The sequence below is a fragment of the Selenomonas sp. WCT3 genome (assembly GCA_900100835.1).
In the GTDB taxonomy this organism is placed as follows: Bacteria; Bacillota; Negativicutes; order Selenomonadales; family Selenomonadaceae; genus Selenomonas_A; species Selenomonas_A ruminantium_E.
Genome location: FNCM01000004.1, coordinates 38513 through 62444, shown reverse-complemented (window position 1 = coordinate 62444; position 23932 = coordinate 38513). Strand labels below are relative to the sequence as shown.

Sequence of the window (23932 nt, the reverse complement as noted above, 5' to 3'; positions counted from 1 at the left end):
AGTAAGACCTAATTCCTAAATCCTCCGAATAAAAAACGCAAAATTGACAAGTCAATTGACCGGTCAATTTTGCGTTTTTGCTTTGCTTAATTTTCGGAAGGAATCGGACGCAGCTGCCAAGTGCCGTCCCCTGCCAGATGCAGCTCGGTATCATGCTGGGCAAAGAGCGTGGAACGATGGCCCACACTTACGATGCTGGCCTGAGGAAGTTCCCGCTTTAGCAGCTCATACATTTCTTGCTCCCGGGGCTCATCGAGGGCCGAGGTAGCTTCATCCAGGAAAATCCAATCCGGCCTCACCAGCAGGACCCGGGCAAAAGCCAGCCGCTGCTGCTCACCTAAAGAAAGGATGCGGCTCCAATCGTCCACCTCGTCGAGTTTGGCGATAAATTTCTCCAAGCCCACCAGCCGCAAAACTTTTTGCAGCCCTTCATCGCTTCCAGATGCCGACAGCGGATAGTAAAGGGCACGACGCAGGCTGCCAAGTGGCAGATAAGGCCGCTGAGGTAAAAACAACGTCCGGCTGCCTGTGGGAAGAACGACTTTCCCTTTGCCATAAGGCCAAATCCCCGCTAACGTGCGCAACAGCGTACTCTTGCCACAGCCAGAGGAGCCCGTCACCAGCGCATACCGTCCCTGGGAAAGCTGCAGGGTACAAGCCGACAGCAGTTTCCGCTCATCCGGCAGCTGAACCTGAAGATTTTCCAAGCTCAGCTTATCCCCCTCTTTTTCCAACCGGCAGACGCCGTTTTGAATTTCGCTTACATCTGCCATATGCCCAGTAAAGGTCGTAAGTCGGCGAATAACAGCCGCCAATTGGGCGATGGTATCGTAGGACTCAACAAAATAGGACAGGGCATCCTGCACCCGGCCGAAAGCCGATACCGTCTGCATGAGTCCCCCCAACGCCATCGCTCCGGCAAAATACCGCGGAGCCGCCAGCACCAGCGGTACGATAATGGCCAGCTGGGCATAGCCATTTACATAGAAATTGAGCAATTTCGTCTGCCGCATGAGCTGCCAGTAATTCTCGATAACTTTGGCAAACCGCTCCTTAAAGCCCACGGATTCCGGCTGTTCTCCGCGATAGAAGGCAACGCTTTCACTGTTTTCCCGCACCCGCATCATATTGAAACGGAAGTCTGCCTCAAATCGCTGCTGGTCAAAATTCAAGCCGATAAGTTTCCGGCCCACCAAATGGGCGCAGATGGTACCCGCCGCCGAATAAATCAGCGAAAACCAGAACATGTAGCCATAGATAACAAATTCATGACTGCCCACTGGCACCGTAAACGCGCCAGACAGGTTCCAAAGCACTACGCCAAACGCCGCCAAGGTTGTCAGCTGTTTCAAGAAGCCAATCAAAAGCTGCAAGGTCAGCGTGACAAACTGATTGATGTCCTCACTGATTCGCTGATCCGGGTTATCCGTATCGCTCTTTAAAACCTGCAGGCGATAGTAAACCTGCTTCTTCATCCACTTGCCGAGATACTGATTGGTCAGCCAGGTGCGCCATTTAATCTGAACGGCCTGCCGCAGGTAAATCGCATAGACGGCGATGAGGATATGCAACATGGCCAGTCCCGTGAACTCACCTACCAGCGGCCAGAACTGATCCGCCTGGTACCCCTGCAAGGCGTTATAAAATTCGTTATACCAGCTGTTGATACAGACCAGCAGATATACGTCAAAAAAATTAAGTCCAATTACAAAAGCCAGCAGGCCTCTGGCCCGCCATTTGTGTTCCGAATTCCAATAGCCGCGGAAGAGCTGCCAAAAACCGTGCAGAAACTTCCCCTTCATAAAAACCACATCCTTTTACTTGCTGTGTCACAGATAATTTCAGTATAGCTTTTTCGCTTATTTCCCGCAAGGCTTGATTATGATAGAATAAAAGAAGTTTCATCCGTTTCATCGGGGAGGTTTTAACCGTAATGTTTCTATATATATTACTCATAATCGGGCTTATCCTACTGGGACTGCTCTATCGCTATCTGCCCAGCAAGCGAATCTTTTTCTTTTTCTGCCTGACGCTTTGCGCAGCTGGCGGCGTCGCCTATTTCTTTTGGCCCGTCAAAACGCCGGAACCAACCATCATGACCGAAGACGAAGTCAACTACCAGCTGGAGCAGCAGCAAATATTTGCCACCTGGTACGCCGGCTATCAAAAGGACATCAGCGAACTTGACCGGAACTGGCAATGGTATCACAATATCCTGGAGAATTTCAAAGAAGATAACATCAGCATCCAAACCACCTATGTACGCCTCAAGCAGTTGGAACAGGATAGCCAGCTGTTGCGGGACCGCATCAATCACAATGCCCCGCCGCTGGCCCTCAACGATGGCTGCTACGATTTGCTGATTGAAGTCATGAAAAAAACCAATGCCTACGCCGATGCCCAGTACCGTACCATTGCGCTAACCAAGGCTGCAGCTGACCCCGCCAATCTGCGCACCACGGACCAGGTTGAACAGAGCCGCATGCTTCAAGCCATTATGATTCGTGAACAGCCCGTCGGCCTTTATACCGCCAAAGAAATCGCGGCCATTCGGGATTACCTCGACATCCAGCAGGATACTCCCACTGAAAAATAACAAAATAAAAAAGGAGGTCCGCTAGCACAGTTACGGCCAGCGGGCCTCCTTTTATTTCGTTATCGAAGCTATTCACTTATCAGCGCATAGCTCTTGCGGCTACTGCTGCCCGATGTTTTTCCCGAAAGTGATACCATACCATCGGCAGAATCAGCATCGGAATGCCGGCGAATAAAGCCTCCTGCAAATCCGGCGTAAAGACCATGACCACCAGGCAGAACACCTGGGACCAAATGCCAAACAAGGTGACATAGGGGAAAAACGGTGTCTTATAGCGAAGTTCCGCCACCGTTCCTTCCGCCATCTTCAGCTTGCGGAAGCGATACTGGCTCCAGCATATGGAAATCCAGGCAATGGCACCGGTAAAACCAGATACCGCCAACAGATAGGTGTAAATTACCGAATCCGGATTAAAGGCGTAAATCAGGATTACCGCCCAGCAAGCCCAAAGAGAAACCATAACCGACCGGGACGGCATACCATTGTTGTTGAGTTTCCCCAGCGACTTCGGCGCCATATCCATCTTAGCCAGTGCGTGCATCGCCCGGGCTGCGCCGTAAAGTCCTGAGTTAGAACAGGAAATAGCCGCCGTCAGGATGACAAACGCAAAGAACGCACCAAATCCCGTAAAACCATACTGATTGACGGCCGCTGCAAAGACACTTTCCTCGAGGGAAGCCTTATCCCACGGAAGAATGGAAATAAGCAGCGAAATCGGGATAATATAGAGGGCGATGATACGCCAGGTTACATTACGGACGGCAATGGGAATGCTCTTGGCCGGCTCTTTGCATTCGCCGGCAGCCAGCCCAATAATCTCCGTTCCCTGGAAATTAACCAGGATGATGACCATCGTGAGCACAATGGACCAATACCCGTTCGGGGCAAAACCACCGCTCCCCAGCAGCACGCTGGTACCGATAAATCCCTGGTCCCCAATCAGACCGAGACAGATAAGACCTGCCACCGCAGTGAAGGCCACGAGAGCAAGAATCTTGATAAGAGAAAGCCACGATTCACTCTCGCCGAACTTATCGACATGAAACAGATTGATACAGGTCACAATCAGACTAAAGAGCACCGCCCACCAAAGCTGACTGACCATCGGCAAAAAATTATTCATGATGATTCCCGCGGCTATCATTTCCGAGGGAACATAGGCGACCCAGGTTATCCAATAGGCCCAACCTACGCCACACGCCCAAGTTGAAGAAATATGCTCCTGCGCATACGTAACAAAAGAACCCGAGACTGGTTTATCTACTGCCAGCTCTGCCAGACACAGCATGACGCACAACACGATAAGACCGCCAAGCAAATAGGCCAGTATCGCTGCCGGGCCCGCTTTTTCGAGGACATACCCCGTACCAAGGAAATAGCCGCTGCCGATTACTCCCCCAAGGGAAATCAGCTGCAAGTGCCGATTCTTCAACCCTCTGTTCATTTTCGATTCGTTCATGACCTTACTAACACAACCTTCCCAGTGCCGCTGCCTATTTGTGATTTGTATAGCATCTGCCATCCGCGGCACTTCATTTTATATCCCTAAGAATACTACAAATCGCTGCAGAATACTATAGTTTTATAAAATAAATTTCCCATACCCCCAGCGGCAGCAATCGGTTATAATAATAGAGACAAATCCAGCCAAAGAGGTGTTTTCATGAACCCATACCGCACAATCGAGGAAGCCGATGATTCCATCGAAACCCTTTACGAAATACAAAAATCCAAATTCATCACCCATCTTCGCCATGTTGACAGCGAAGAAGAGGCTCGCGCCTTCATCCAAGCCATGAAGAAAAAATATTTCGATGCCCGCCACAACTGCTCGGCCTATGTCCTCGGCGAAAGCGCCGATAAGCAGAAATCCAACGATGACGGCGAACCAGGGGGCACCGGCGGCAATCCCATCCTCGAAGTCATCCGGAAAAACGACCTGACCAATATCGTCGTGGTAGTTACCCGTTACTTTGGCGGCATCAAGCTCGGCGCCGGCGGACTCATCCGCGCTTACAGCCATGCAGCCGTTCTCGGCGTCGAAGCGGCCACAGTCCTCGCCATGACCCCATTCATCCAGCTTAACGCAGTGGTCAGCTACGACCTGCTGGCCACCGTTGAGCACTGGATGCGCCAAAAGGAAATTCGCAGTCTTGAAGCAGACTATGCCGAAAACGTCATCCTGCACCTTTTAATTGAACCGGCCAACCTCGAAACCGTAAAAGCAGCCCTAACTGACCTTACAGCGGGCCGCGCTGCTCTTACCACCGGAGACGAAAGCCTTATCGCCATCCCTGCCGATTCGTAAAAAAATGACCAGTCAAATCGCCAAAGATTTGACTGGTCATTTTGCGTTTCTGTGATTACAACATTTTGTCCTGGGCTGCCGCTTGAGCCTTGGATACCATGGCGCCATACATGGCACTGGCCTCCGGGCTGATGCTGACCGAGAAGGCTTCCCCAAAGACGTGCTCAGCCGCTACATCTTTGATTTTATCCTCTACCGTGCGCAGCTGCTCACTAAGATTACTGATTTTCTCCACATTAGCTTCCCCGCCCATGCGATTAAGCTCAGCAATCTGAGAGCGATAATTGAATTTCTGCGCCCGCAGCGTTTCAATAGCCCCATCATCCCCTGATGGATTTGCAACACCTGCTTTGCCCATGAGATAGGGCGATATCCGATCCGTGGGATTATAGAGCACATTGGGAATCGATACGATTTCCATACATACTCACCTCATTCCTTATTGGTTTCACTTTTATTATACCGAAAAATAAACCAGCAGGAAATAGGGCTTTCATCCCCCAAATCAAATAATTGTTTCGCCGTGATAAAGTTCCCCGCCGATGTCCGGTTTGACGCCATAGCCAATGGCCCATTCGCATTTGTATTTGATAGCCTGGGCGTGGATACTCTCCATGCGGTCCTGGGTTCGCACCACTTTTCCCGGCACCCCCACCACCAGCGAATTTGGCGGAATTACTTCATTTTCACGGACCAGCGCCCCAGCGGCAATGATTGACCCGCGGCCAATTTTCGCCCCGGTCAGCACCGTGGCATTCATGCCAATGAGTACATGGTCCTCTATTTCGCAGCCATGAACCACAGCCCCATGACCGATGGTCACGTAATCCCCAATCAGGCAGGGATGGTCATCGGCCACGTGGAGGCAGGCAAGATCCTGTACATTGGAACATTCCCCCACCGAGATGTAGTTCACATCCCCGCGGGCCACCACCCCAGGCCAAAGGCTGGCGTATTTTGCCACCCGCACATCCCCTGCCACAAATACCTGGGGCGCCACAAAGGCCTCCTGATGAATCTGCGGCGAGATTCCCTGAAATTCATTTCCTGCCAACGTATACATAAACATCGCTCCTTTGCGACCTCGCCCGGACAGCAAAATTGCATAGAAAAAGAGCCCCGCCCTCATCCACGAACCGCGAAGCCCTTATGCAAGGAATTTTTCACACCAAGCACAATCCTTGCTGTCGTACTTGCGAAAATTTTTCCTGAGTGGGATGCATCTCATTTGTCTGCCTATCCCTTGGCTAATATAATAGCACTTCAAAATTTCAAAAGCAAGCCTTTTTCGCCCCATTCTGGCGCCTTTTGCTTTATTTTTTTATCCTGGCAGAAAAAGGAGGATTTCGCGATTTTGTTGCGAATATTAGTTAGTGATTTTGTCAATTATAGGGCGTCTCCGCTGACAACTGGAGACGCCCTTTTTGGTTTTTTCGCCGTTAAAAAATCCTGCCCCGGACATTTCCCGTAAACAGTTCGATCTCATGCATGAACTCTTTCCAAGCCTCGGGCATGTCTTCACCTCGCATCGTATAGCTGCCACTGTCTTCAGTGCCATCGTGCCAGACCAGCTTCCACTCTACCTGCGGCAGGAAATCATCCGCAATCGTATCCGACTGAATGCCGAACCTAGCCGCTTGAGCTGCAATTCGTTCCAACAACAGCGGCACATTGCGCGCCGAATCAAAAGCATGGCGCTCTGTCCCCACGCCCTGTTTATGACGCGTGAATACCAAAATATGCTTGCCACGGTTGATGATGAGTTTCTCCGTAAGGGCCAGCTGCTTTTGCTTCGGCAAATAGATATTGCCGCCCTGATTTTCCATCGTATCCTGAAGGATCAACGATACCTGCTCCAGCTGTTTTACCCGATGGAGTTCTACCCCGGGAATGTCGTTCATCAAATCGATAAAAGCTGCCCAGCTTCCCGGATAGGCCTGATCCCCCACAATGCGGCGCATACCAACTTTCGAATCTTTAAATGCCAACCGCCAAAGGTGATGCACTTCCGGTGGCGTCTCCGGCTGATAGCTTGCCCGCCAGGAAGGCAGATGAAGCTTTTCCAGTCGGCGCAGCCAACGGCGGCCGCCTTCCAGCACCTGCATCGGTGCTTTTTCCTCTTCACTGCCCTTGCTCACGCGATAATACAGCTGACGATCTTTGAACACCAGTTCAACCTTCAGCGAGTATTCCTCCATCAAAAAAGTCAGTTTCTCCAGCAATCTTTCGCTTGCCTCCTATCACAATACAGACCGGTTCAATCAATCCATATGAATTCTCCTACTACATCATACGCACCCAAACTCAAATCGTCAAGCAACTGACGGCAAATGACAAAAACTGCCTGCCCTTGACTAGTCAAATTGACCGGTCAAGGGCAGGCAGACCATTTCTGCGGCAAAATCATAAACGGTTCATCGAAAAACAGGACTCGTCCCATTCATCGGCTTTGCTATTCATTTCCTCTTGAAAAAGCGCTTCTTCTTCCTGCAACGACTCGACTTCTTCTCTGAGCTGAACCAGTTTCGCATAAAGTAATGCATAACTTGACAACAAATCTTGTTCCATAAAGCAGCCCCGCTTTCGGATTGTTTGCGATTGCTAATTCTTAATTCCAATCATATTATAATATAGCTGCTGTCCCTAAATCAAGAATCTATTGCTTAGTTTCCTTTTCCCCACCAAATTTTTTTCCCGGACGCGGATGGAATAGATGCCAATCGTAGCGAAGAGCCCCTGCCCGCAAAAGGATAACGAGGACAAAACACAGCCACGACATGCCTAGGATTCCGATATAAGGATAAAGCAAGCACGACACCAAAGCCCCTGCCAAAGACGCTGTGGCATAAATATCCTTATACAGGACCACCGGCATGCGCCGCGCCATGACGTCCCGCAAAACACCACCGCCCACCGCGGTAATGACCCCCAGCAATACTGGCAGAACATAGGGATTGCCGTACTCACGGCCCAATCCAGTCAGCATGCCCGTAATCGTAAAGGACGCCAAACCGATGGTGTCACAAATATTGTAGAGCAGCAAAAACCGCTGCAAATTGCGATGGGATATGGGCCATCTGGTATAGCCCCAGGAAATAAACAGCGCCGTAATAATCGCCAGCATAAAATCCGTAATATCACATAAGGCCATCGGCGGCGTTATGCCAGCCAGCACGTCGCGAACCATGCCACCACCCACGGCGGTGAGCAGGGCCAATACGATTACGCCGAACACATCCATTCGCTTGTCAATGGCTACCATCGCCCCCGATACAGCAAAGGCGACGGTGCCCATAATATCAAAAACCACCCAGGTCAAACTATCCATAGCAAAAACTCCTTTATCCCTCTGTCCCTATCGTACAATAGCCAGAAAAAACCGTCAACCACAAACAAATCTTATATTGTCCACGTTAAAAATATTGACTTCATCAACTATTATGCTATAATCGGACGTAGAAAATGCTTTTTATCCAAAAGGAGTGACTCCTATGATTCCCAAAAATTTTTCCAGCCAAAACAAACAGGCCGCCTTGGCCCTTGCCACCTGCCTGCTCGCTTCTGGCAGCTTTCTGACCAGTGCCCATGCCCAGAAAACTGCACCAGCCGTCGGCATGCCAAATCCCATGGTGGAATACGCCACCGTCCAGGAGGCAGCCAAAGCCGCTGGTTTTACCCCACTGTACCTGCCCGAAATCTCCGGCTATCATGTCACCAATGCTTTTGTTATCAGCAAAAATACAGTGGATATCCGCTATGCCCGTGACGGGGAAACGAACAAAACACTGACCCTGCGTACCTCGCCGGCCAAGCGCCAGCAAACCAAGGACATCAGCGGTATCTACGGCGTAAAATGGATACAGCGGAATATCGACGACACGACGGTATTCTTGGCGAAAGTTCCGGCCGAATCGGCAGCTTACCACGAAGGTTATGCCGCCTATTGGCAACAGGACGGCATGCTGTTCTCCGCCTACGCCCAAAATATTTCTGAACCGGAATTTACCCATCTGCTCAAAGACGGGCTGCTTGACCTGTCCCATATTTATTTTTAACCGGTCAAAATCCCCCCGCCATATCCAATGACTGGAATAATACACAAAGAGGGGACTGTTGCATGCAACAGTCCCCTCTTTGTGTCCTCAACCGCTATCAGCCCCGGAAGACATACAGGAACACGCCTAATAAAATCAGGCCTAATCCCAGCGATATCCCGCAGAGTTTCACCTCAACGGGCGAAAGATCCGTCCATTCTGCATTCTGCTGGATAAGTTCCGGATGCTCTTCATAACCGCGGACTTCCAAATCTGCAGCCCTGTTTTTGATGGCAAGATCACTCATGATATTTCATCCTTTCTATTTACGAAGCAACCACCGGCGGCAGGATGCCATGGTAGAACAGATACGAAATGCCAAGGCCTACCCAGAGGATAAAGCCGAATAGCGCAAGGGCATAGACACCGACGATGCGGCCAAGTCCTTCGGCCCAAAGCTTGCGCACATTGGTAATGAGGCCAATGGAAAAGAAGCAAAGGCCAAAGAAGATACTGCGCAAGAGGTTTGCCTGTCCGGCACCAGCCCCAGCGGCTTTTACGATATCGGGATTCGTGATTCCCCAGAGGAACACACCACCAAATACCACGAGAAAACCAATCAGGAATTTCGGGAAACGGTCGCCAATCTCGCGGAAGGAAACCTGGTAGGATTTGCCTTCGCTGCGTTTGGTACCGATCTGATAGACAGACCAGACAACAGCCAGCACGAAGGCCCAAATACCGATAAACACATCGATGAACACCTTCGCCGTAGTGGCCGCCATCAGCGTCCAGCCCTCCTGATAGTTCACGCCATACTCAGCCAAGGCTTTAGCGCGGATCAGCGAATCGGTGATGGCCCCAGAGGCAATGGCACCGCCATCACTCTTGACGGCCAGGCCCATCCAGGCGCCAGCCACCAGCGGATCATCCGCAAAGAACGTGGTGGCAATCCACGGCAGGATCAATAGCTCCACCGCTACGAATACGATAATGACCGAGGAAAGCACCGTCGGCACGATTGCTCTGGCCCGAATGGCACTGCCCGTGGCAATCGCTGCGGCCACACCGCAGATGGAAATCCCCGAAGCCATCGGTGCCGCCCATTCCGGCGTAAACTTGAAGAACTTGCGGGCAATGATATAGACCACCGGCCAATAAATCAGATAAGCCTCCACCACCGCGCAGATGCCGCGGAAGATGACCGTGCTTGCCAGTCCCATTGCCCCGACGGTCTTGATGGCAATCGTCATACCCAGAATGACAATACCCGTTTTGATGTACCACTCCGGCTTGGCAGCCGTAGACAAAAAGGCCGCAGCCTTCGGAAAAAAATTTCCAATGATAAGCCCCAACACCAAGGCAATGACAAAGCCCAGCTCACCGAGCCCCAACGACCAGCCGATGCCAAACTTCTCCAGATTGTTCGGCGTAGCTGCCAGATACGCAAAGTTTCCCGCAGTATTAGCAGCCACTGTTACCCAGTAGAGAATCGTAAAACCGGCCACAAAGCGCTTGACCGAACTTCCCATGAAGTACGCTCCCGCCGTCGTGAGGATGAGCAGGAACAAATATGTCGCCAGCATCGAGCCAAAGCCCCCGAGGAAAGCAAAATCCTTGGAATTCGGGGCCACGGCCTTGCCGATATCCGACCAGACATTGTACTTGGCGACCCATCCCAAAAGGTCAACACCTGCGGCCTGTCCTGCCCCCAAGGCAACGATCAAAAGCCCCAGCCATACGGCCCACCAATCTTCACTCTGGAAAAAGCCCGGCTTCTGTACGAGCAGTTCATGTGGTTCTGCCGTCATACCAATCAGCTCCTTTCTTACCAATTAACCCTGACAAATAATAACGATAAGTGCGAATAGAAACAAAAAAGAGGTTCCAAGGACATAGCCAGCCCAAAGCTGTATGTCCTTGGAACCTCCAATTTTTTGGTCAGTTCCTATCGTTGTTGATACTATATCACATTATACATACATAGTCAATATGTATAATATGAATATTTTGTTCTCATTTATGTGAGAAGTTTGCGGATTCAAATTCGCGGCAACGCCTCGCCCCCACTCCCCAAAACTATAAACTCCGCTGGCCCCATACCGAGCCAGCGGAGTTGCTTTTCCTCTTAAATTACATAGAACCAAGCCGCATCGGGGTCTGCTTCTACTTCCTGTATCTCCCGGCGCCCCTGATTGTAGCGAAGCTCCTGATTCTTGACACTGACCTTCGTATCCGGTGCAATGGACTTCGTCAAAAATACATTGCCGCCGATAACCGAACCGCGGCCAATGACTGTATCGCCGCCGAGGATCGATGCTCCCGAGTAGATTGTCACATGATCCTCGATGGTCGGATGACGCTTCTTGTTGAACAGCTTGCGTCCCCCCGAAGTCGACAGCGCTCCCAGCGTCACCCCCTGGTAAACCTTGACGTGTTCGCCGATTTCCGTGGTCTCGCCGATGACGATGCCCGTGCCATGGTCGATCATGAAGTATTTGCCAATCTTTGCCCCTGGGTTGATATCGATGCCTGTCTTGCTGTGGGCCAGCTCCGTCATGATGCGCGGTATCACCGGCACGCCGAGCTCATAAAGCACATGGGCAAAACGGAAAATCGTGATGGCATAGAGCCCCGGATAGGCAAAGATGATTTCATCGGCACTTTCGGCCGCAGGATCGCCATCGAAGACCGCCTCCACATCAGTGGCCAGATATTCGCGGATTTCCGGGATGCGGCGCAGGAATGCCAGCGTGATTTTCTGGGCCTCCAGCCGCGTCGCCTCCAGTTTTTCCTCATCGGGATGTTCCCCATAGCGCAGGGCAATGGCAATCTGCTTGTTGAGGCGGAAAGCAATATCCTCGATGACCATCGAAAGGTTGTTGCGGATGTCGTAAATGCGGTAGCTCTTATCTTTCGTAAATCCGGGATAGGCCACCCGTACGAGTTCCTGGATCAGTTCATAGATAACCTTGGTATCGGGCTGGTTGAACACGTCCAGCTTGTCAATATGCCGCTTCTTATCATAGTCGGCAATGATTTCCCGGGTAATGTCATGTATCTCCGTTGAAATAAGTTCCTTCATATCAGTACCTCTTCTGGTAATATCGTTTTCTATACAAAAAAAGTTCCAAAACCTGACCAAAACAGGATTCGGAACCCTTTGATTTGTCCATGCATTGGATTCTTGTTTCATGGTAGCATACAGACGTATATCTGTCAATCAAAACCGTTTCACAGCCTCCTCATGACTCAGCCAGCTTCGCCAGCGCCTGCCCAAAATCCGCCAGCAGATCCTCCGCATCCTCCAGACCAACGCTTATGCGTACCAGGTCGCTGGTGACACCGGCATAGTCCTTTTCCGCCTCACTGGCATGGGCAAAAATCGTCGAAGCCGGATGGACGACCAGCGTGCGGGCATCGCCGATATTGGAGACATTGAGGGCATACTGCAGTGCGTTGATGAATCGATAGGCTCGTTCCTTGCTGCCAAGCCGCACCGTCAAAAGCGTGCCGAAATGACCGCCAAACTGCTTGGCCGCAATCTCATGCCAGGGACTATCGGCAAGGCCTGGATAATTGACCGTAAGCCCCTGTGCCTGCAAAAAGCTGGCCAGTTCCCGCGCATTCGTACAGGCTCTATCCAAGCGCAAAGCCAGCGTATCGAGGCCGATGCCCGTCAGATAGGCATTGAAGGGTGCCATGCAGCCGCCATAGTCGGTGACCATGCGCATGCGCAGCCGCACGCTGAAACTCATGGGGCCGAACTGGAACTGGCGGAACTTCGGAAACCGCGCCGGATCCCACTTGAAACGGCCGCCGCTGATGACAATGCCCCCCACGGAATTGCCATTGCCATTCAGGGCTTTCGAGGTCGAATGGATCACCACATCGGCGCCTAAGGAAAGCGGCTGGCAAAGATAGGGCGTCGTGACGGTGTTGTCCACAAACAGCGGAATATCATAGCTGTGTGCCAGCTTTGCCAGCGCCTCGATATCCACCACATTGAGTTTTGGATTGCCGATGGTCTCCACATAGAGGAGCCGCGTGCGCTCCGTGATAAGCTCCGCAAAATCTTCCGGCGCATCCCCCTTGGCATAGTGCACCCTAATACCAAATTCCGCAAGATCCCGGAAAATCGAACTCGTGCCGCCATAAAGGCCCCCCGAGGCCACAATCTCATCCCCCTGAGAAACGACATTGAGTACTGCCTGAGAAACCGCCGCCATACCCGAAGCACAGGCCACAGCGCCGACACCGCCCTCCAGGGAGCGGATGCGCATCTCAAAGCTGGCAATGGTCGGATTGCCCACCCGGGTGTAGACAAAACCGGGCTTACGCCCGGCAAAGATCTTTTCCATATCTTCGGCCGTTTCCTGATAAAAGGCCGTACTCTGGTAAAGGGGCTGCGTCACCGCTCCTGTGGCCTTATCGGGGCCAAAAGAATCGTGCAGCAGCCGGGTCGTGAATCTCATAACTCCCGCCCACCTTTTTGCACGACGAGGTCATAGGTGCCATCGGCGGCCTGGCTGACCGACAGGACCTTATGCCCTTCATCTTTCAGGCTGCGCGGCACGTTCTGGATGGGCTCGCCTTCATTGAGATGAACGCCCAGAATCTGCCCATCGTCCAAATCTTCGAGGGCCATCTTGACCTTCACGAACGTAATCGGACAAACGACATCGGTGATGTCAATCGTATCATCAATCTTCCATGCTTCACTCATAATACTTCCTCCACTGCCTGCTCAAACTTCTCCCAACCCACGCGGTCCAGGCAATTGGCAAACCGCTCACTGGGCTTCGCGTTGTCCTCAAAGAATTTCAAGGCGACATCGACAATCTCGTAGAGTTTCTCTTCATCAAAAATAATCGGCAGGAAATGACGGCCGACGGCAATGCGGTTGCCATAGAGCCCGCCAAACGAAACGACAAAGCCATTCTCGCCCGTCCAGGCATCGGTGGGGCAGCTCTTGATGCACTTGCCGCAGTAAACGCATTTCTCTAAAGCCAGCGTCAATTTCTTGCCCCCCTTATCCACTTCGATGGCTTTCTCGGGACACACAGCCCCACAAACACCACAGTAGATACAAGCATCCGATTTCCACTCAGGACGCACGCCGCCCTTGATGCCCATATCGTTTTCCTCGGCTTTCAAGCAGTTGTTGTGGCAGCCCGTGAAACCGAACTTAAATTTATGGGGCAGCTCGCGGCCGCCATAGCGCTTATCAAATTCATTGGCCAGCTTGACCGTATCGATGAGACCGGAGGGGCAGACAGCCGCTCCCTGGCAGGCCGTAATCGTGCGCACCCGCGGGCCGCAGACGCCTACCTCCACGCCGCCTGCTTTCAGGGCTTTCTTGACGTCATCAATATCCTGCACGTTGATGAAAGGGATTTCGATGCCCTGCCGGCTCGTCAGATGCACATAGCCCTGACCGAACTTCTCCGCCACCTGCTGCACGGTGGCCAGCTGGGCCGCCGTAAAGTGACCGCCCACGGACTTGAGGCGCATGGAAAAACAATCCTTCTGTCTCTGCCGCATGAAGCCGCCCTTTTTGAGCTCTTTATAATCCACTGCCATCGTAATTCCTCCTAAATATCACACATATCATCAGCGAATCCGCAAATCTTCCTTCGTCACCACTTTATCGCGGCTGACCTGGAAACTGTTGAGCACCGGCTCACCGCCATTTAGGGATAAAATAAAATAGCTTGCCTGGGTATCGAAGGCCAGCCGCTTGTCCTCCTCACTAGGGCGGGAGGGACTGGCCGGATGGCTGTGCCAATTGCCCAGGAGCACGAGGCCCTGCTCGCGCAGTTCCTTGACCGCCGCAAACTGCTCCTTGGGGTCCAGGGAAAAATGCTCCTCGCTTTGGTCGGTATTCGTCAGATAAAAGACCTTCTCCACTTTCTTGACATCGCCTTCAATCCGGCCGCCCAACAGCCCGCAATCCTCAATGGGAGCTGTGGCGCGGGCATGGCGCACCATTTCCAGATAATCTGTTAATTTCAGGTCAATCACCATCGCACTCCCTCCTTAATGATTGCGCAGGTCGCAGGCCGGCTGCTCATAATCCACCAGTTCCGTGATGGTCGGATGGTCACTGCAGACCGCGCAATCGTGGTTGCGGGGAATCTTGACCTTGCGGAAGGTCATGGTCAGCGCATCATAAGTCAGCAGATAACCATTGAGCAAATCGCCGACACCGAGGATATACTTGAGGGCCTCCGTTGCCTGCAAGGTGCCGATGATACCGCCCATGACGCCGAGCACGCCTGCCTGGCGGCAGGTGGGTACCGCGTCCTTCGGCGGCATCGTCGGGAATACGCAGCGGTAGCAAGGCCCCTGTCCCGGCACATAGGTCATAAGCTGTCCCTGGAACCGGATGATTCCCGCATGGGAGTAAGCCTTCTGTTCCATGACACAGGCATCGTTGATCAGGAACTTCGCCGGGAAATTATCCGTGCCATCGATGATGAAATCGTAATCCTGATCCCGGATGATGTCGCGGATATTGGCCGAAGTCACCAGTTCATTATAGGTATGGACCGTTACATCGGGATTCATCTCAGCGATGGTCTCCTTGCCCGACTGGATTTTGGGCTTGCCCACATCCTTCGTCTGATGGATGATCTGGCGCTGCAGATTGGAAAGGTCAACCACATCGAAATCCACCAGGCCAATCTGGCCAACGCCGGCGGCAGCCAGATACATGGCCGCCGGGGCACCAAGGCCGCCAGTGCCGATGACCAGCACCTTGCCCCCCAGCAGTTTTTCCTGGCCCTTGCCGCCCACCTGCTGCAGGATGATATGGCGGGAATAGCGCTCAATCTGTTCATTCGTCAAGCTGACACTCATCTTGCACCGCCTCCCATGAAGTACAGGAATTCCACCGTATCGCCATCTCCCACAAAGGTATTGTCAAAACCCGAATGGTCGACAAACTCGCCATTCAGCTGCACCGTTACATATTCCGGCTGGTCAGCCTTTGCCACCACCAGCAGTTCTCTTACATTGATGGATTTCTCGATTTCCAAAGCTTCGCCATTAACCGTCAGTTTCATTTTCTCTACCTCCACGTACTAGAAAAAGCCTATGAGAAACGCCGAGTTATCCATAAATACAACCTGTGAAAAGATTCCACCGTTATATTCCATGCCCTGAGCGTTTCCCATAGGCTTCCGTTTATCGAATGACCTACGGTGACACCGTTCAATCATATTAAACCGATATGTTTTTCAAATCGATAGTGATATCTTACAACAACGCCTACGAAATGTCAACTATTTTTTATTTTTTGTAAAGCCAGGTCTCGCCCTGCATCAATCCGCTCATCACACAAGCACCAGCTGCCCCGGCGGCCAGCACCGCCGCCAGCCTTGCCGGCGTGATGCCGCCGATGGCATAGACAGGAAGTGCTGACGCCTGGCAGGCCGCCTGCAAGAAATCCAAGCCCCGTCCCGGAAGGCCCTGCTTGCAGTCTGTTTCATAGATATGCCCCGCCACCAGATAGGAGCAGCCAAGGCGCTGGGCCTCCTCAACCTCATCTAGGGAATGGCAGGAAGTGCCAAGGACTTGCCAGCCTGACCGCACCTTAGCGGAGAGCTGCCGTAGCTTGGGAAGTGGCAGGTGCAGGCCGTCCGCCCGCAGCCTTGCAGCCACCTCCGCCTGGCCATGCAGGATTACTGGCACGCCGTACTGCCGGCCAATTCCCCTGACGTCACGAGCCAGCTGTTCATACTCGACCGCAGCCAAATCCTTTTCCCGCAGGACGATGGCCCTAGGGCCCTGGGCGGCAATCCACGCCAACCGCGCATAAAAATCCTCGGTACATAACTTACGGTTCGTAATGGCGATGACTTTTGACAAGTCAACATTTGACCGGTCAAATCCTGACTTGTCAATTATGGACTGGTCAATCTTTTGCTTAAACATAGAGATAGTCATTGAGCACCGGCTGCAAGCCCTCGGCGGCCATATCGGCATACATGGCCTCAAGACTGCGGGTATCGCAGATTTCAAACTGCTCATCACCGGTTCCCTCTTCATCCTTGCCTGTATATTTTTCCTCATGGTCCCCAATGCCCGTGGACACCCCCGCAGAAATCTTCGTCGCGCAGATCTTGGCAATGCCGTTGCGGAAGGCGGCACTCTCCCGGGAGGATACCGTTATGCCGGCAAAGGGCAGGAAGATGCGATAGGCGCAGAGGATCTGGCAGAGCTGCCGCTCGCCGACATCCAGCGGATTGATCTTATCGTTGTTGATGATGGGCCGCAGGCGCGGACAGGAAAGGGAAAACTCCGCCTGGGGATACTTGCGCTGCAGATAATAGACATGCAGTGCCGTAGCCAGTGCATCCTTGCGGAAATCCGACAGTCCCAAAAGCGCCGAAAAACCGACGCCGCGCATGCCGCCGCGCAAGGCGCGTTCCTGGGCCTCAAAGCGGTAAGGCCAGACGCGCTTATGGCCCAGAAGATGCAGCGTCTCATATTTCTTGAGGTCATAGGTCTCCTGAAACACCGTGACATAATCGGCCCCGCATTCGTGAAGGTATCTGTAATCCTCGGTGTTGACGGGATAGATTTCCAGGCCCACGTTCTTGAAATACTTGCGCGCCAGCTTGCAGGCCTCACCAATATAGGAAACATTGGATTTGGTCTTGCTCTCCCCAGTGAGCAGCAGGATTTCCTCCATGCCCGATGAAGCGATGACCTGCATCTCATGCTCGATCTGCCCTGCATCGAGCTGCAAGCGCTTGATGTCATTGTAGCAGTTGAAGCCGCAGTAGACGCAGTAATTCTCACAGTAGTTGGCGATGTAGAGCGGCGTGAACAGATAGACCGTGTTGCCGAAATGACGGCTTGTTTCCAGCCGTGCCCGCGCGGCCATCTCCTCGAGGAAGGGCTGCGCCGCTGGCGACAGCAAGGCCTTGAAATCCTCCACCGTGCAGCTGTCATGATTGAGCGCCCGCCGCACATCAGCGGCCGTATAGGAAGCGTAATCGTAGGCCTCCATCGCCGCGATGACCCGCGCCCTTACTGGCGAATCGATCTGCTCCATATCGGGGAAGTATTCCAGCGGGTCCTTACGGCTGGCTGGATCTTGTTCCAGCTGATGCTTCTTGGCCAGTGCCCCTTCGCTTAGTTTTTCCGAGTCGACAAAAAACTGATTTTCCATGACGCGCCTCCTCAGTCGTGCAAAAAGCCAGTAAGGGGGTCCGAGGCAGCAGCCCCGCGGGTCAGCACGCGGCCCAGGCCCGCCAGATATGCCTTGCGGCCAGCGGCGATGGCGTCCTTGAAGGCTGCGGCCATCAGCGGCAGATTGCCTGCCGTGGCCAGCGCCGTATTGGCCATGATAGCGGCCGCCCCCATCTCCATGGCTGCACAGGCCTCGGAGGGCTTGCCGATGCCGGCATCGACGATGATCGGCAAGTCGATCTCATCGATGAGGATCTGGATGAACTCTTTCGTGGCCAGCCCCTTATTGGAACCGATTGGCGCCGCCAGCGGCATCACGGCCGCCGCCCCTGCCTCCACCAGGTCCCGGGCCACATTGAGGTCCGGATACATATAGGGCATGACCACAAAGCCTTCTTTGGCCAGCCGTTCCGTCGCCTTTATAGTCTCGGCATTGTCGGGCAGCAGGTACTTCGAATCCCGCATGATCTCGATCTTGACGAAGTTCCCGCAGCCAAGCTCCCGGGCCAAATGCGCGATGCGCACGGCCTCATCGGCGTTGCGCGCCCCCGAGGTATTGGGCAAAAGGGTCACGCCTTTTGGGATATAGTCAAGGATATTTTCCTGCTCCTTCGTATTGGCCCGGCGCACGGCCAGTGTCACGATTTCCGCCCCGGCATCCCGCACGGCAGCCTCGATGAGCTGCAGCGAGTATTTGCCCGAGCCCAGGATGAAGCGGGAGTGGAACCTATGCCCGCCAATCACCAAACAATCTTCCTGTTTTTCCATCTGTCATTACTCCTCTCCAAGCGATTTCCGAACCGATAACAACTCAGCCACCACCCATAAAGCAGACGATTTCCACCACATCGCCATCCTGCAAGACCGTCCGTTCATAGTCCTGCTTCGGCAGGATGATCTCATTGTACTCCACGGCAATCGCCCGGCTGTCATAGCCCGCCTCCTGGAGGTAATCACAGAGGCTTTTGCCTGCTGCCGCTTTATCCTCACCATTTATCCTGACCATCTGCATCCTCCTGTAAAACCTGCACGAAAAAGGGAACCTGCCTGATTGGCAAGTTCCCTTCGGTTTACACGTATCATTCACCGCTCATCCCTACGTTGGCATTATCCAAATCAGGTTATGGGTCGGAGTCGTAACCTCCCTCTCAGCCTGCTGTGATGTTCCCATCGGCAAGCTCCCCTTGCTGTGCAATTGTCTTTGACTATTATACGTCAGCTTACGCAAAATTGCAAATTACTCAGATGACGTAGTCAAAATAGAACTGCAAGCGGCGGTATTGGTTCAGGAAGAAATAACGGTTAGCAAACGCAGCTTTTACGCGAGGTTCCACGTGGCTCGAGGCCAGTTCCCGATAGACCGACAGCATTTCCTTCAGCTCCTTGGCCTTATAGACCTTGATGCCAAAGCCGCGGCCATTGATCAGTGGCCGCCCCGAATACTCATAGTCCGCCAGCGGCAGGATAGATTCGATCCTGCCCTGCCGCACCGAAACCGCTACCTGGTCGCGCAGGATAAGGATGTCAAAATCGGCCGGATACTCGTAGCTGATGCCCCGGCGGGGAATCTCATCCCCCACCTGATAGGGCTTCTTGACGGCTGCGGCTACCTTCGTGACGTTGTAGCTTTCGATATCGTAGTAGAATTCATCGAAGACATCGCCCCGGGCGCGGATGCCGCCGTTCACAAAGGCGAAGCCTGCCCCCTCGTCGGCCTTTTCGGCGGCGACGACGATACCGCCGCCGGCCACATCATAGCCATCCACCAACACGAACCGGCCCGTTGCCTGATGCTCCTGGAACACATCAAAGGCAATGGCCTCCTTGAGGCTCAGGATGACTTCTGCCACATCGTTCAGCCGCAGTTCCTTGGCTCCCTCGCGGCTGTCGAGATTGGCCGCATCGATGGTCTTGACGATGTCAGCCACCTCGGCCTCCACCTCCTGGGTGGCAAGCTTTAATTTGTAGGTACTGCCCTTGCGCAGAGGATTGCGCCCCATCCAGAATATCGAGGCCCGCAGGCGGTTGGACACGTGGGGGGCCTTGGCCCCAGGCGTCGTGATGATCTCACCGCGCTGGTTGAAGAACTCATCCCGGACGATGATGCCCGTGGATTCCCCGGCCAAGGCGCGCTCCTTCTTGTCCCGCTCCTGCCAGTAGGCAATGGACTGGATGACCGTGCGGCGCCCCGATGGGTAGATGGCGATCTCATCGCCCACGGCGAGCTTGCCGGCTTCGATGCGCCCGGCAATGATGCGGCGGTCGTCGAATTTGAACACATCCTGTATGGGCAGGCGCAGATCCTTGTCGATAATTTCTTTGCTGGCCTCGAGCAAATCGAGAGAATCCAGCAGCACCGGGCCATCATACCAGGGCATATTGACCGACTTAGTAGCGATGTTGTCGCCCTGATAACCCGATACCGGCAAATAGCGCAGGGGCTTTACCCCCAGCGGTTCCAGGAACTCCTTCATATCGTCAGCAACCTTGTGAAATACTTCCTCGGAGTAGTCCACCAAATCCATCTTGTTGACAACCACATAGACCTTCTCGATGCCCAGCAGGGACAGCATATAGCCATGGCGCTTGGACTGCTCCTGCACCCCCTGTTTGGCATCAACAATCAAGAGAGCCGCATTGGCATTGGCTGCCCCCGAAATCATATTCTTGAGGAACTCCTTATGGCCCGGTGCGTCGATGATGACGTACTCGCGCTTTTTCGTCGCAAACTGGATCTGGGTCGTATCAATCGTGATGCCCTGTTTCTGCTCTTCCTCAAAGGCATCGAGGAGATAGGCATACTCAAAGGGCTTGCCCGTTTCCCTGGCGATGCGCTTGACCTTGTCCACTGCGCCCTGGGGCAGGGAATCCGTATCGTAGAGCAGACGGCCGATGACCGTCGATTTGCCATGATCCACATGACCGACTACCACGATATGCAGACCTTCTTGTTTCAATTTCTCATCCATTACATATACCCCTCTTTACGCAGTTTCTGCATCGCATAAGCATCTTCCTGGTCCTGCTTGCGCCCGGCACGCTCACCAGTCTTCGTATGTTTCAATTCTTCAATGATCTTGTCAAGGGTATCAGCCTCCGACTCAATCTGTCCTGTGCAGCAGGCACAGCCCAGGCTGCGGTAACGCTTGCCGTTCTTGGCAAAATACAGGTCGATGATGGGAATATTCTCCCGGCGGATGTATTCCCAGATGTCAAGCTCACTCCAAGCAAGAATCGGATGGACGCGGATGTGGTTGCCCTTGGGGAAATCCGTCTTGAACTGATTCCAAAGCTCCGGCGGCTGGTTGGTGTAGTCCCAGCCATCATCCTGGGTGCGCTCGGAGAAAACCCGCTCCTTGGAGCGGGAGCCCTCCTCGTCGCGGCGCACCCCGACGATAAGACCGTCAAAGCCGTGCTGCTTCACCACCTGACGGAGGCCTTCGGTCTTGAGGGCCTTGCAGCAGGCCAGGCGCCCCTTGTCGGGGCCAATGCCCGCATTTATGGCATCCCAATTCGTATGCACGATGAGGTCAAGGCCGAGTTCCTTGGCGACGCGGTCGCGGTAGGCAATCATCTCGGGAATCTTGTGTTTCGTATCCACATGGATGAAGGGAAAGGGGACATGGCCGTAAAAGGCTTTCTTAGCCAACCACAGCAGCACCGTCGAGTCCTTGCCGATTGACCAGAGCATGCCCAGCTTGCCCAGTTTCTTATACGCCTCCCGGAGGATGTAGATGCTCTCCGCCTCCAGTTGATCCAAATGATCCATTGCCATTGTTATCGTCTCCTAACCTCAATACGCATTTGCTTTATTCTTTGCTACGATGATCTCCTGCTCGCTGCCATCGGGAAGCCTTAGCTGCCAGGTAAGCGACACCGCCGTATCATGGGCATAAAGCCGGCCGCCGGCACCGCCGAGATCAGCACTCAGATAGTAGAAAATCGCATCCCGCGGGCACTCCTTGACGCAGGCCGTGCAGCCCCAGCAGTCCCGCACATCGCGAATGGCAGCTTTGCCTGCCTTCACCTGCAGCAGATTGCCAGGGCAGACTTCCGTGCAGAGACCGCAGCCGATGCACTTCTCCGGTTCAATGCTGATGCTCATACCATTCCCCCCGCTTGACTAAATCCCGATAGATAATCTTCACCTTGCCAGCCTCCAGCCGTGAATTGACATATTTTTCCAGTGCCGGATCTTTGCCCGGATAGTCAAGATTCTCGGCAAAGGAGTGCCAGCGCGTCTCCCGGCGGGCCTTCAGATGCTCGATGAGCACGCGGCAGATGAGCAGCCGCTCCTGCAGTTCAAAGAGCTGCACCAGCTCATAGCCATCCGCCGCCCGCAAATCCTCACTGAGCCTTGTCAGCCGTCCGATGTGTTTGGCCGCCAGGTCCAACTGCCTTTCCGTATAGCGATAGCCAGTGGTAATGCCCCCTGCATACTCATCCATGACCTGCTGCATAGCCTCCTCAAGCCCCGCCGCCGTAAACAGCGGACTAGCTGCTGGTGGCTTCAGCAGTGCCGAGACCCGCGCCATAATCCTCTGGCGGACTGCCGGGGGAAGTGCTGGCTGCCTCTGCCCTTTCGCATAGGCGGCGGCACTTTCCGCGGCAATCTTTCCCTCCACAAAGGCCCCGGTCACATATTTCTGCGGGCAGCCGCCAGCCACGTCACCAGCTGCGAACAGCCCCGGCAGCGTCGTCGCCCGCGCCGCATCGATCCAATAGCCGCTAGCCGTATGGCCGCCCACCACATAGGGCTCGGAGCCCTCCACTTCCACATTGGCGCTGGCAGGGCCTAGCCCCGTCTCGCGCCACTTCATGGTCTGAGCCGGCGCCATGTTGAGGTAGGCCCGCTCCAGCGAAGCCTGCTGCTCCTCGGTGATGCCCTCGGTTTCCAGATAGCAAGGGCCGCGTCCGGCCAGATTCTCGCTGACCACGGCATACAAACGCTCAGATGTCGTATTGCCGTATCTATGCTGATAGCGCTCCCCCGCTGCATTGACCTGAGCCGCGCCAACGCCCTGGGCAAGGGTTCCCGTCGGCGCAATAGTATCCTTGCAACGCAGAGCGATAAACCGCATCTCAAAGGTCGTCATCTCCGCGCCAGCCCGCAGGCCCATGGCATAGCCAGCCCCGGTATTGAAGGGACTGTACCACATCTTGTGGCGGGAACTGCCCGGATGATTGGGCCGGTAGAGCCCGGCCGCACCGCCCGTGGCACAGATGACGGCCTTGGCTTGCAGGAAATACAACTTCTCCTGCCGCACGCCGACGCCCCAGGCGCCTGTCACCGAGCCATCATCAGCCTGCAGATAGTCGACGACACTTACCTGTTCCAGCACTTCTACATTTTGGCTCTTGCGCACCGCCGCCGCCAGCAGCAGCTTAATATTTTCGCCGTTTATCTTGAGATTGCGCCAGCCCCGGGAGACATACTGGCCCCGCTCATCCTTCAGGATGACCAGCCCCAGTTCTTCCATGCGGTGGGTCACCTCATTTAGCCCGCGCGACATCGTCAACAGCAAATCATCGCGCACAATGCCCGCTGCATCTTTCGCCGCGTAATCGGCGTAGTCCTCAGGACTATGCCCCGGCGTGATATAGGCATTCAGGGCATTGACCCCAGCGGCCAGACAGCCGCTGCGCTTGATACCGGCCTTATCCACCAACAGCACCCTGAGCTCCGGGTGCTCTGCTGCCAAGGTAATGGCCGCATAGCAGCCAGCGGCACCGCCGCCCACAATCAGCACATCGGCTGTCTTATCCAAAACTTCCATTCGTCTTTCACATCCT

The 23932-nt window shown here is 53.9% G+C and carries 27 protein-coding genes and 1 riboswitch; of the genes, 3 read left to right on the top strand and 24 right to left on the bottom strand.

All coding sequences use genetic code 11. From position 1 onward, the window contains the following. Window positions 1-86: 86 nt before the first annotated feature. A complete protein-coding gene (locus BLQ36_RS04760; RefSeq protein WP_074514252.1) occupies window positions 87-1802 on the bottom strand; it encodes an ABC transporter ATP-binding protein/permease in 1716 nt (571 codons plus the stop codon). A gap of 131 nt (window positions 1803-1933) precedes the next feature. Between BLQ36_RS04760 and BLQ36_RS04755 the strand changes: the two genes are divergently transcribed. Further along, window positions 1934-2596 (top strand): hypothetical protein, encoded by a 663-nt coding sequence (locus BLQ36_RS04755; protein ID WP_074514250.1) that lies wholly within the window; start codon window positions 1934-1936, stop codon window positions 2594-2596. Between the two features lie 79 nt (window positions 2597-2675). Here the strand turns inward: BLQ36_RS04755 and BLQ36_RS04750 are convergent, their stop codons facing one another. After that, complete coding sequence (locus tag BLQ36_RS04750; RefSeq protein ID WP_180364832.1) at window positions 2676-4055, bottom strand: amino acid permease; 1380 nt, start codon at window positions 4053-4055, stop codon at window positions 2676-2678. Between the two features lie 204 nt (window positions 4056-4259). On the opposite strand from BLQ36_RS04750, the gene BLQ36_RS04745 reads away from it, so the two are divergent. After that, window positions 4260-4904, top strand: a complete 645-nt coding sequence (locus BLQ36_RS04745; RefSeq protein ID WP_074514249.1) for a YigZ family protein — start codon at window positions 4260-4262, stop codon at window positions 4902-4904. Window positions 4905-4959: 55 nt separating this feature from the next. Here BLQ36_RS04745 and BLQ36_RS04740 read toward each other — a convergent pair whose 3' ends face one another. From BLQ36_RS04740 to BLQ36_RS04725, 5 genes are all read right to left on the bottom strand, one after another. Next, window positions 4960-5325 carry a hypothetical protein gene (locus BLQ36_RS04740; RefSeq protein WP_074514248.1) on the bottom strand — a complete coding sequence of 122 codons (366 nt, stop codon included), beginning with the start codon at window positions 5323-5325 and terminating at the stop codon, window positions 4960-4962. Between the two features lie 84 nt (window positions 5326-5409). Continuing rightward, window positions 5410-5967, bottom strand: coding sequence for a gamma carbonic anhydrase family protein (locus tag BLQ36_RS04735; protein ID WP_074514246.1), 558 nt, complete (start codon window positions 5965-5967; stop codon window positions 5410-5412). Between the two features lie 376 nt (window positions 5968-6343). Further along, the gene (locus BLQ36_RS04730) at window positions 6344-7126 is read right to left on the bottom strand and encodes a hypothetical protein (protein WP_033170744.1); all 783 of its coding nucleotides are present in this window, start codon (window positions 7124-7126) and stop codon (window positions 6344-6346) included. A 181-nt stretch (window positions 7127-7307) separates the two neighbouring features. Further along, complete coding sequence (locus BLQ36_RS13390; RefSeq protein ID WP_156033512.1) at window positions 7308-7472, bottom strand: hypothetical protein; 165 nt, start codon at window positions 7470-7472, stop codon at window positions 7308-7310. A gap of 88 nt (window positions 7473-7560) precedes the next feature. Further along, window positions 7561-8232 (bottom strand): trimeric intracellular cation channel family protein, encoded by a 672-nt coding sequence (locus tag BLQ36_RS04725; protein WP_074514244.1) that lies wholly within the window; start codon window positions 8230-8232, stop codon window positions 7561-7563. A 163-nt stretch (window positions 8233-8395) separates the two neighbouring features. Between BLQ36_RS04725 and BLQ36_RS04720 the strand changes: the two genes are divergently transcribed. Further along, on the top strand, window positions 8396-8959 hold the full coding sequence (locus BLQ36_RS04720) for a hypothetical protein (protein WP_074514243.1): 564 nt from the start codon (window positions 8396-8398) through the stop codon (window positions 8957-8959). Window positions 8960-9056: 97 nt separating this feature from the next. Here BLQ36_RS04720 and BLQ36_RS04715 read toward each other — a convergent pair whose 3' ends face one another. The 17 genes from BLQ36_RS04715 to BLQ36_RS04635 all read right to left on the bottom strand — a co-directional run bounded on the left by BLQ36_RS04715 (window position 9057) and on the right by BLQ36_RS04635 (window position 23916). Next, a complete protein-coding gene (locus BLQ36_RS04715; protein WP_033170741.1) occupies window positions 9057-9245 on the bottom strand; it encodes a hypothetical protein in 189 nt (62 codons plus the stop codon). A 19-nt stretch (window positions 9246-9264) separates the two neighbouring features. Further along, complete coding sequence (locus BLQ36_RS04710; protein WP_051635301.1) at window positions 9265-10749, bottom strand: putative sulfate exporter family transporter; 1485 nt, start codon at window positions 10747-10749, stop codon at window positions 9265-9267. Window positions 10750-11066: 317 nt separating this feature from the next. Beyond that, window positions 11067-12023 carry a serine O-acetyltransferase gene (locus BLQ36_RS04705; RefSeq protein ID WP_033170740.1) on the bottom strand — a complete coding sequence of 319 codons (957 nt, stop codon included), beginning with the start codon at window positions 12021-12023 and terminating at the stop codon, window positions 11067-11069. Window positions 12024-12183: 160 nt separating this feature from the next. Next, window positions 12184-13413, bottom strand: a complete 1230-nt coding sequence (locus BLQ36_RS04700) for an O-acetylhomoserine aminocarboxypropyltransferase/cysteine synthase family protein (protein WP_074514241.1) — start codon at window positions 13411-13413, stop codon at window positions 12184-12186. Next, complete coding sequence (locus BLQ36_RS04695; RefSeq protein ID WP_033170738.1) at window positions 13410-13664, bottom strand: sulfurtransferase TusA family protein; 255 nt, start codon at window positions 13662-13664, stop codon at window positions 13410-13412. The genes BLQ36_RS04700 and BLQ36_RS04695 overlap by 4 nt, the downstream gene beginning before the upstream one ends. After that, on the bottom strand, window positions 13661-14521 hold the full coding sequence (locus tag BLQ36_RS04690; protein ID WP_074514240.1) for a 4Fe-4S binding protein: 861 nt from the start codon (window positions 14519-14521) through the stop codon (window positions 13661-13663). The genes BLQ36_RS04695 and BLQ36_RS04690 overlap by 4 nt, the downstream gene beginning before the upstream one ends. Before the next feature lie 30 nt (window positions 14522-14551). Next, window positions 14552-14965: a M67 family metallopeptidase gene (locus BLQ36_RS04685; protein WP_081342225.1), complete on the bottom strand. Its 414-nt coding sequence runs from the start codon at window positions 14963-14965 to the stop codon at window positions 14552-14554. A gap of 12 nt (window positions 14966-14977) precedes the next feature. Further along, window positions 14978-15799, bottom strand: a complete 822-nt coding sequence (locus tag BLQ36_RS04680; protein WP_074514238.1) for a HesA/MoeB/ThiF family protein — start codon at window positions 15797-15799, stop codon at window positions 14978-14980. Beyond that, on the bottom strand, window positions 15796-16005 hold the full coding sequence (thiS, locus tag BLQ36_RS04675) for a sulfur carrier protein ThiS (RefSeq protein ID WP_033170735.1): 210 nt from the start codon (window positions 16003-16005) through the stop codon (window positions 15796-15798). Before thiS (BLQ36_RS04675) ends, BLQ36_RS04680 begins: the two co-directional genes overlap by 4 nt. A 226-nt stretch (window positions 16006-16231) precedes the next feature. Next, window positions 16232-16876: a thiamine phosphate synthase gene (locus BLQ36_RS04670; protein WP_081342224.1), complete on the bottom strand. Its 645-nt coding sequence runs from the start codon at window positions 16874-16876 to the stop codon at window positions 16232-16234. Then, on the bottom strand, window positions 16869-18119 hold the full coding sequence (gene thiH, locus BLQ36_RS04665; RefSeq protein WP_074514236.1) for a 2-iminoacetate synthase ThiH: 1251 nt from the start codon (window positions 18117-18119) through the stop codon (window positions 16869-16871). The genes BLQ36_RS04670 and thiH overlap by 8 nt, the downstream gene beginning before the upstream one ends. An 11-nt stretch (window positions 18120-18130) precedes the next feature. After that, entirely contained in the window at window positions 18131-18907 is a 777-nt protein-coding gene (locus BLQ36_RS04660) for a thiazole synthase (RefSeq protein WP_074514235.1), read from the bottom strand. A 43-nt stretch (window positions 18908-18950) separates the two neighbouring features. Further along, on the bottom strand, window positions 18951-19145 hold the full coding sequence (gene thiS / locus BLQ36_RS04655) for a sulfur carrier protein ThiS (protein WP_074514233.1): 195 nt from the start codon (window positions 19143-19145) through the stop codon (window positions 18951-18953). A 68-nt stretch (window positions 19146-19213) separates the two neighbouring features. Next, window positions 19214-19334, bottom strand: a riboswitch (TPP riboswitch). A 46-nt stretch (window positions 19335-19380) separates the two neighbouring features. Further along, window positions 19381-21108, bottom strand: coding sequence for a sulfate adenylyltransferase subunit 1 (locus tag BLQ36_RS04650; protein WP_074514232.1), 1728 nt, complete (start codon window positions 21106-21108; stop codon window positions 19381-19383). Beyond that, window positions 21108-21914, bottom strand: a complete 807-nt coding sequence (cysD, locus tag BLQ36_RS04645) for a sulfate adenylyltransferase subunit CysD (protein ID WP_255448770.1) — start codon at window positions 21912-21914, stop codon at window positions 21108-21110. Before cysD ends, BLQ36_RS04650 begins: the two co-directional genes overlap by 1 nt. Window positions 21915-21932: 18 nt before the next feature. Next, complete coding sequence (locus BLQ36_RS04640) at window positions 21933-22244, bottom strand: indolepyruvate ferredoxin oxidoreductase subunit alpha (protein ID WP_074514231.1); 312 nt, start codon at window positions 22242-22244, stop codon at window positions 21933-21935. Continuing rightward, window positions 22228-23916, bottom strand: a complete 1689-nt coding sequence (locus BLQ36_RS04635; protein ID WP_074514229.1) for an adenylyl-sulfate reductase subunit alpha — start codon at window positions 23914-23916, stop codon at window positions 22228-22230. Before BLQ36_RS04635 ends, BLQ36_RS04640 begins: the two co-directional genes overlap by 17 nt. Between the last annotated feature and the right edge of the window lie 16 nt (window positions 23917-23932).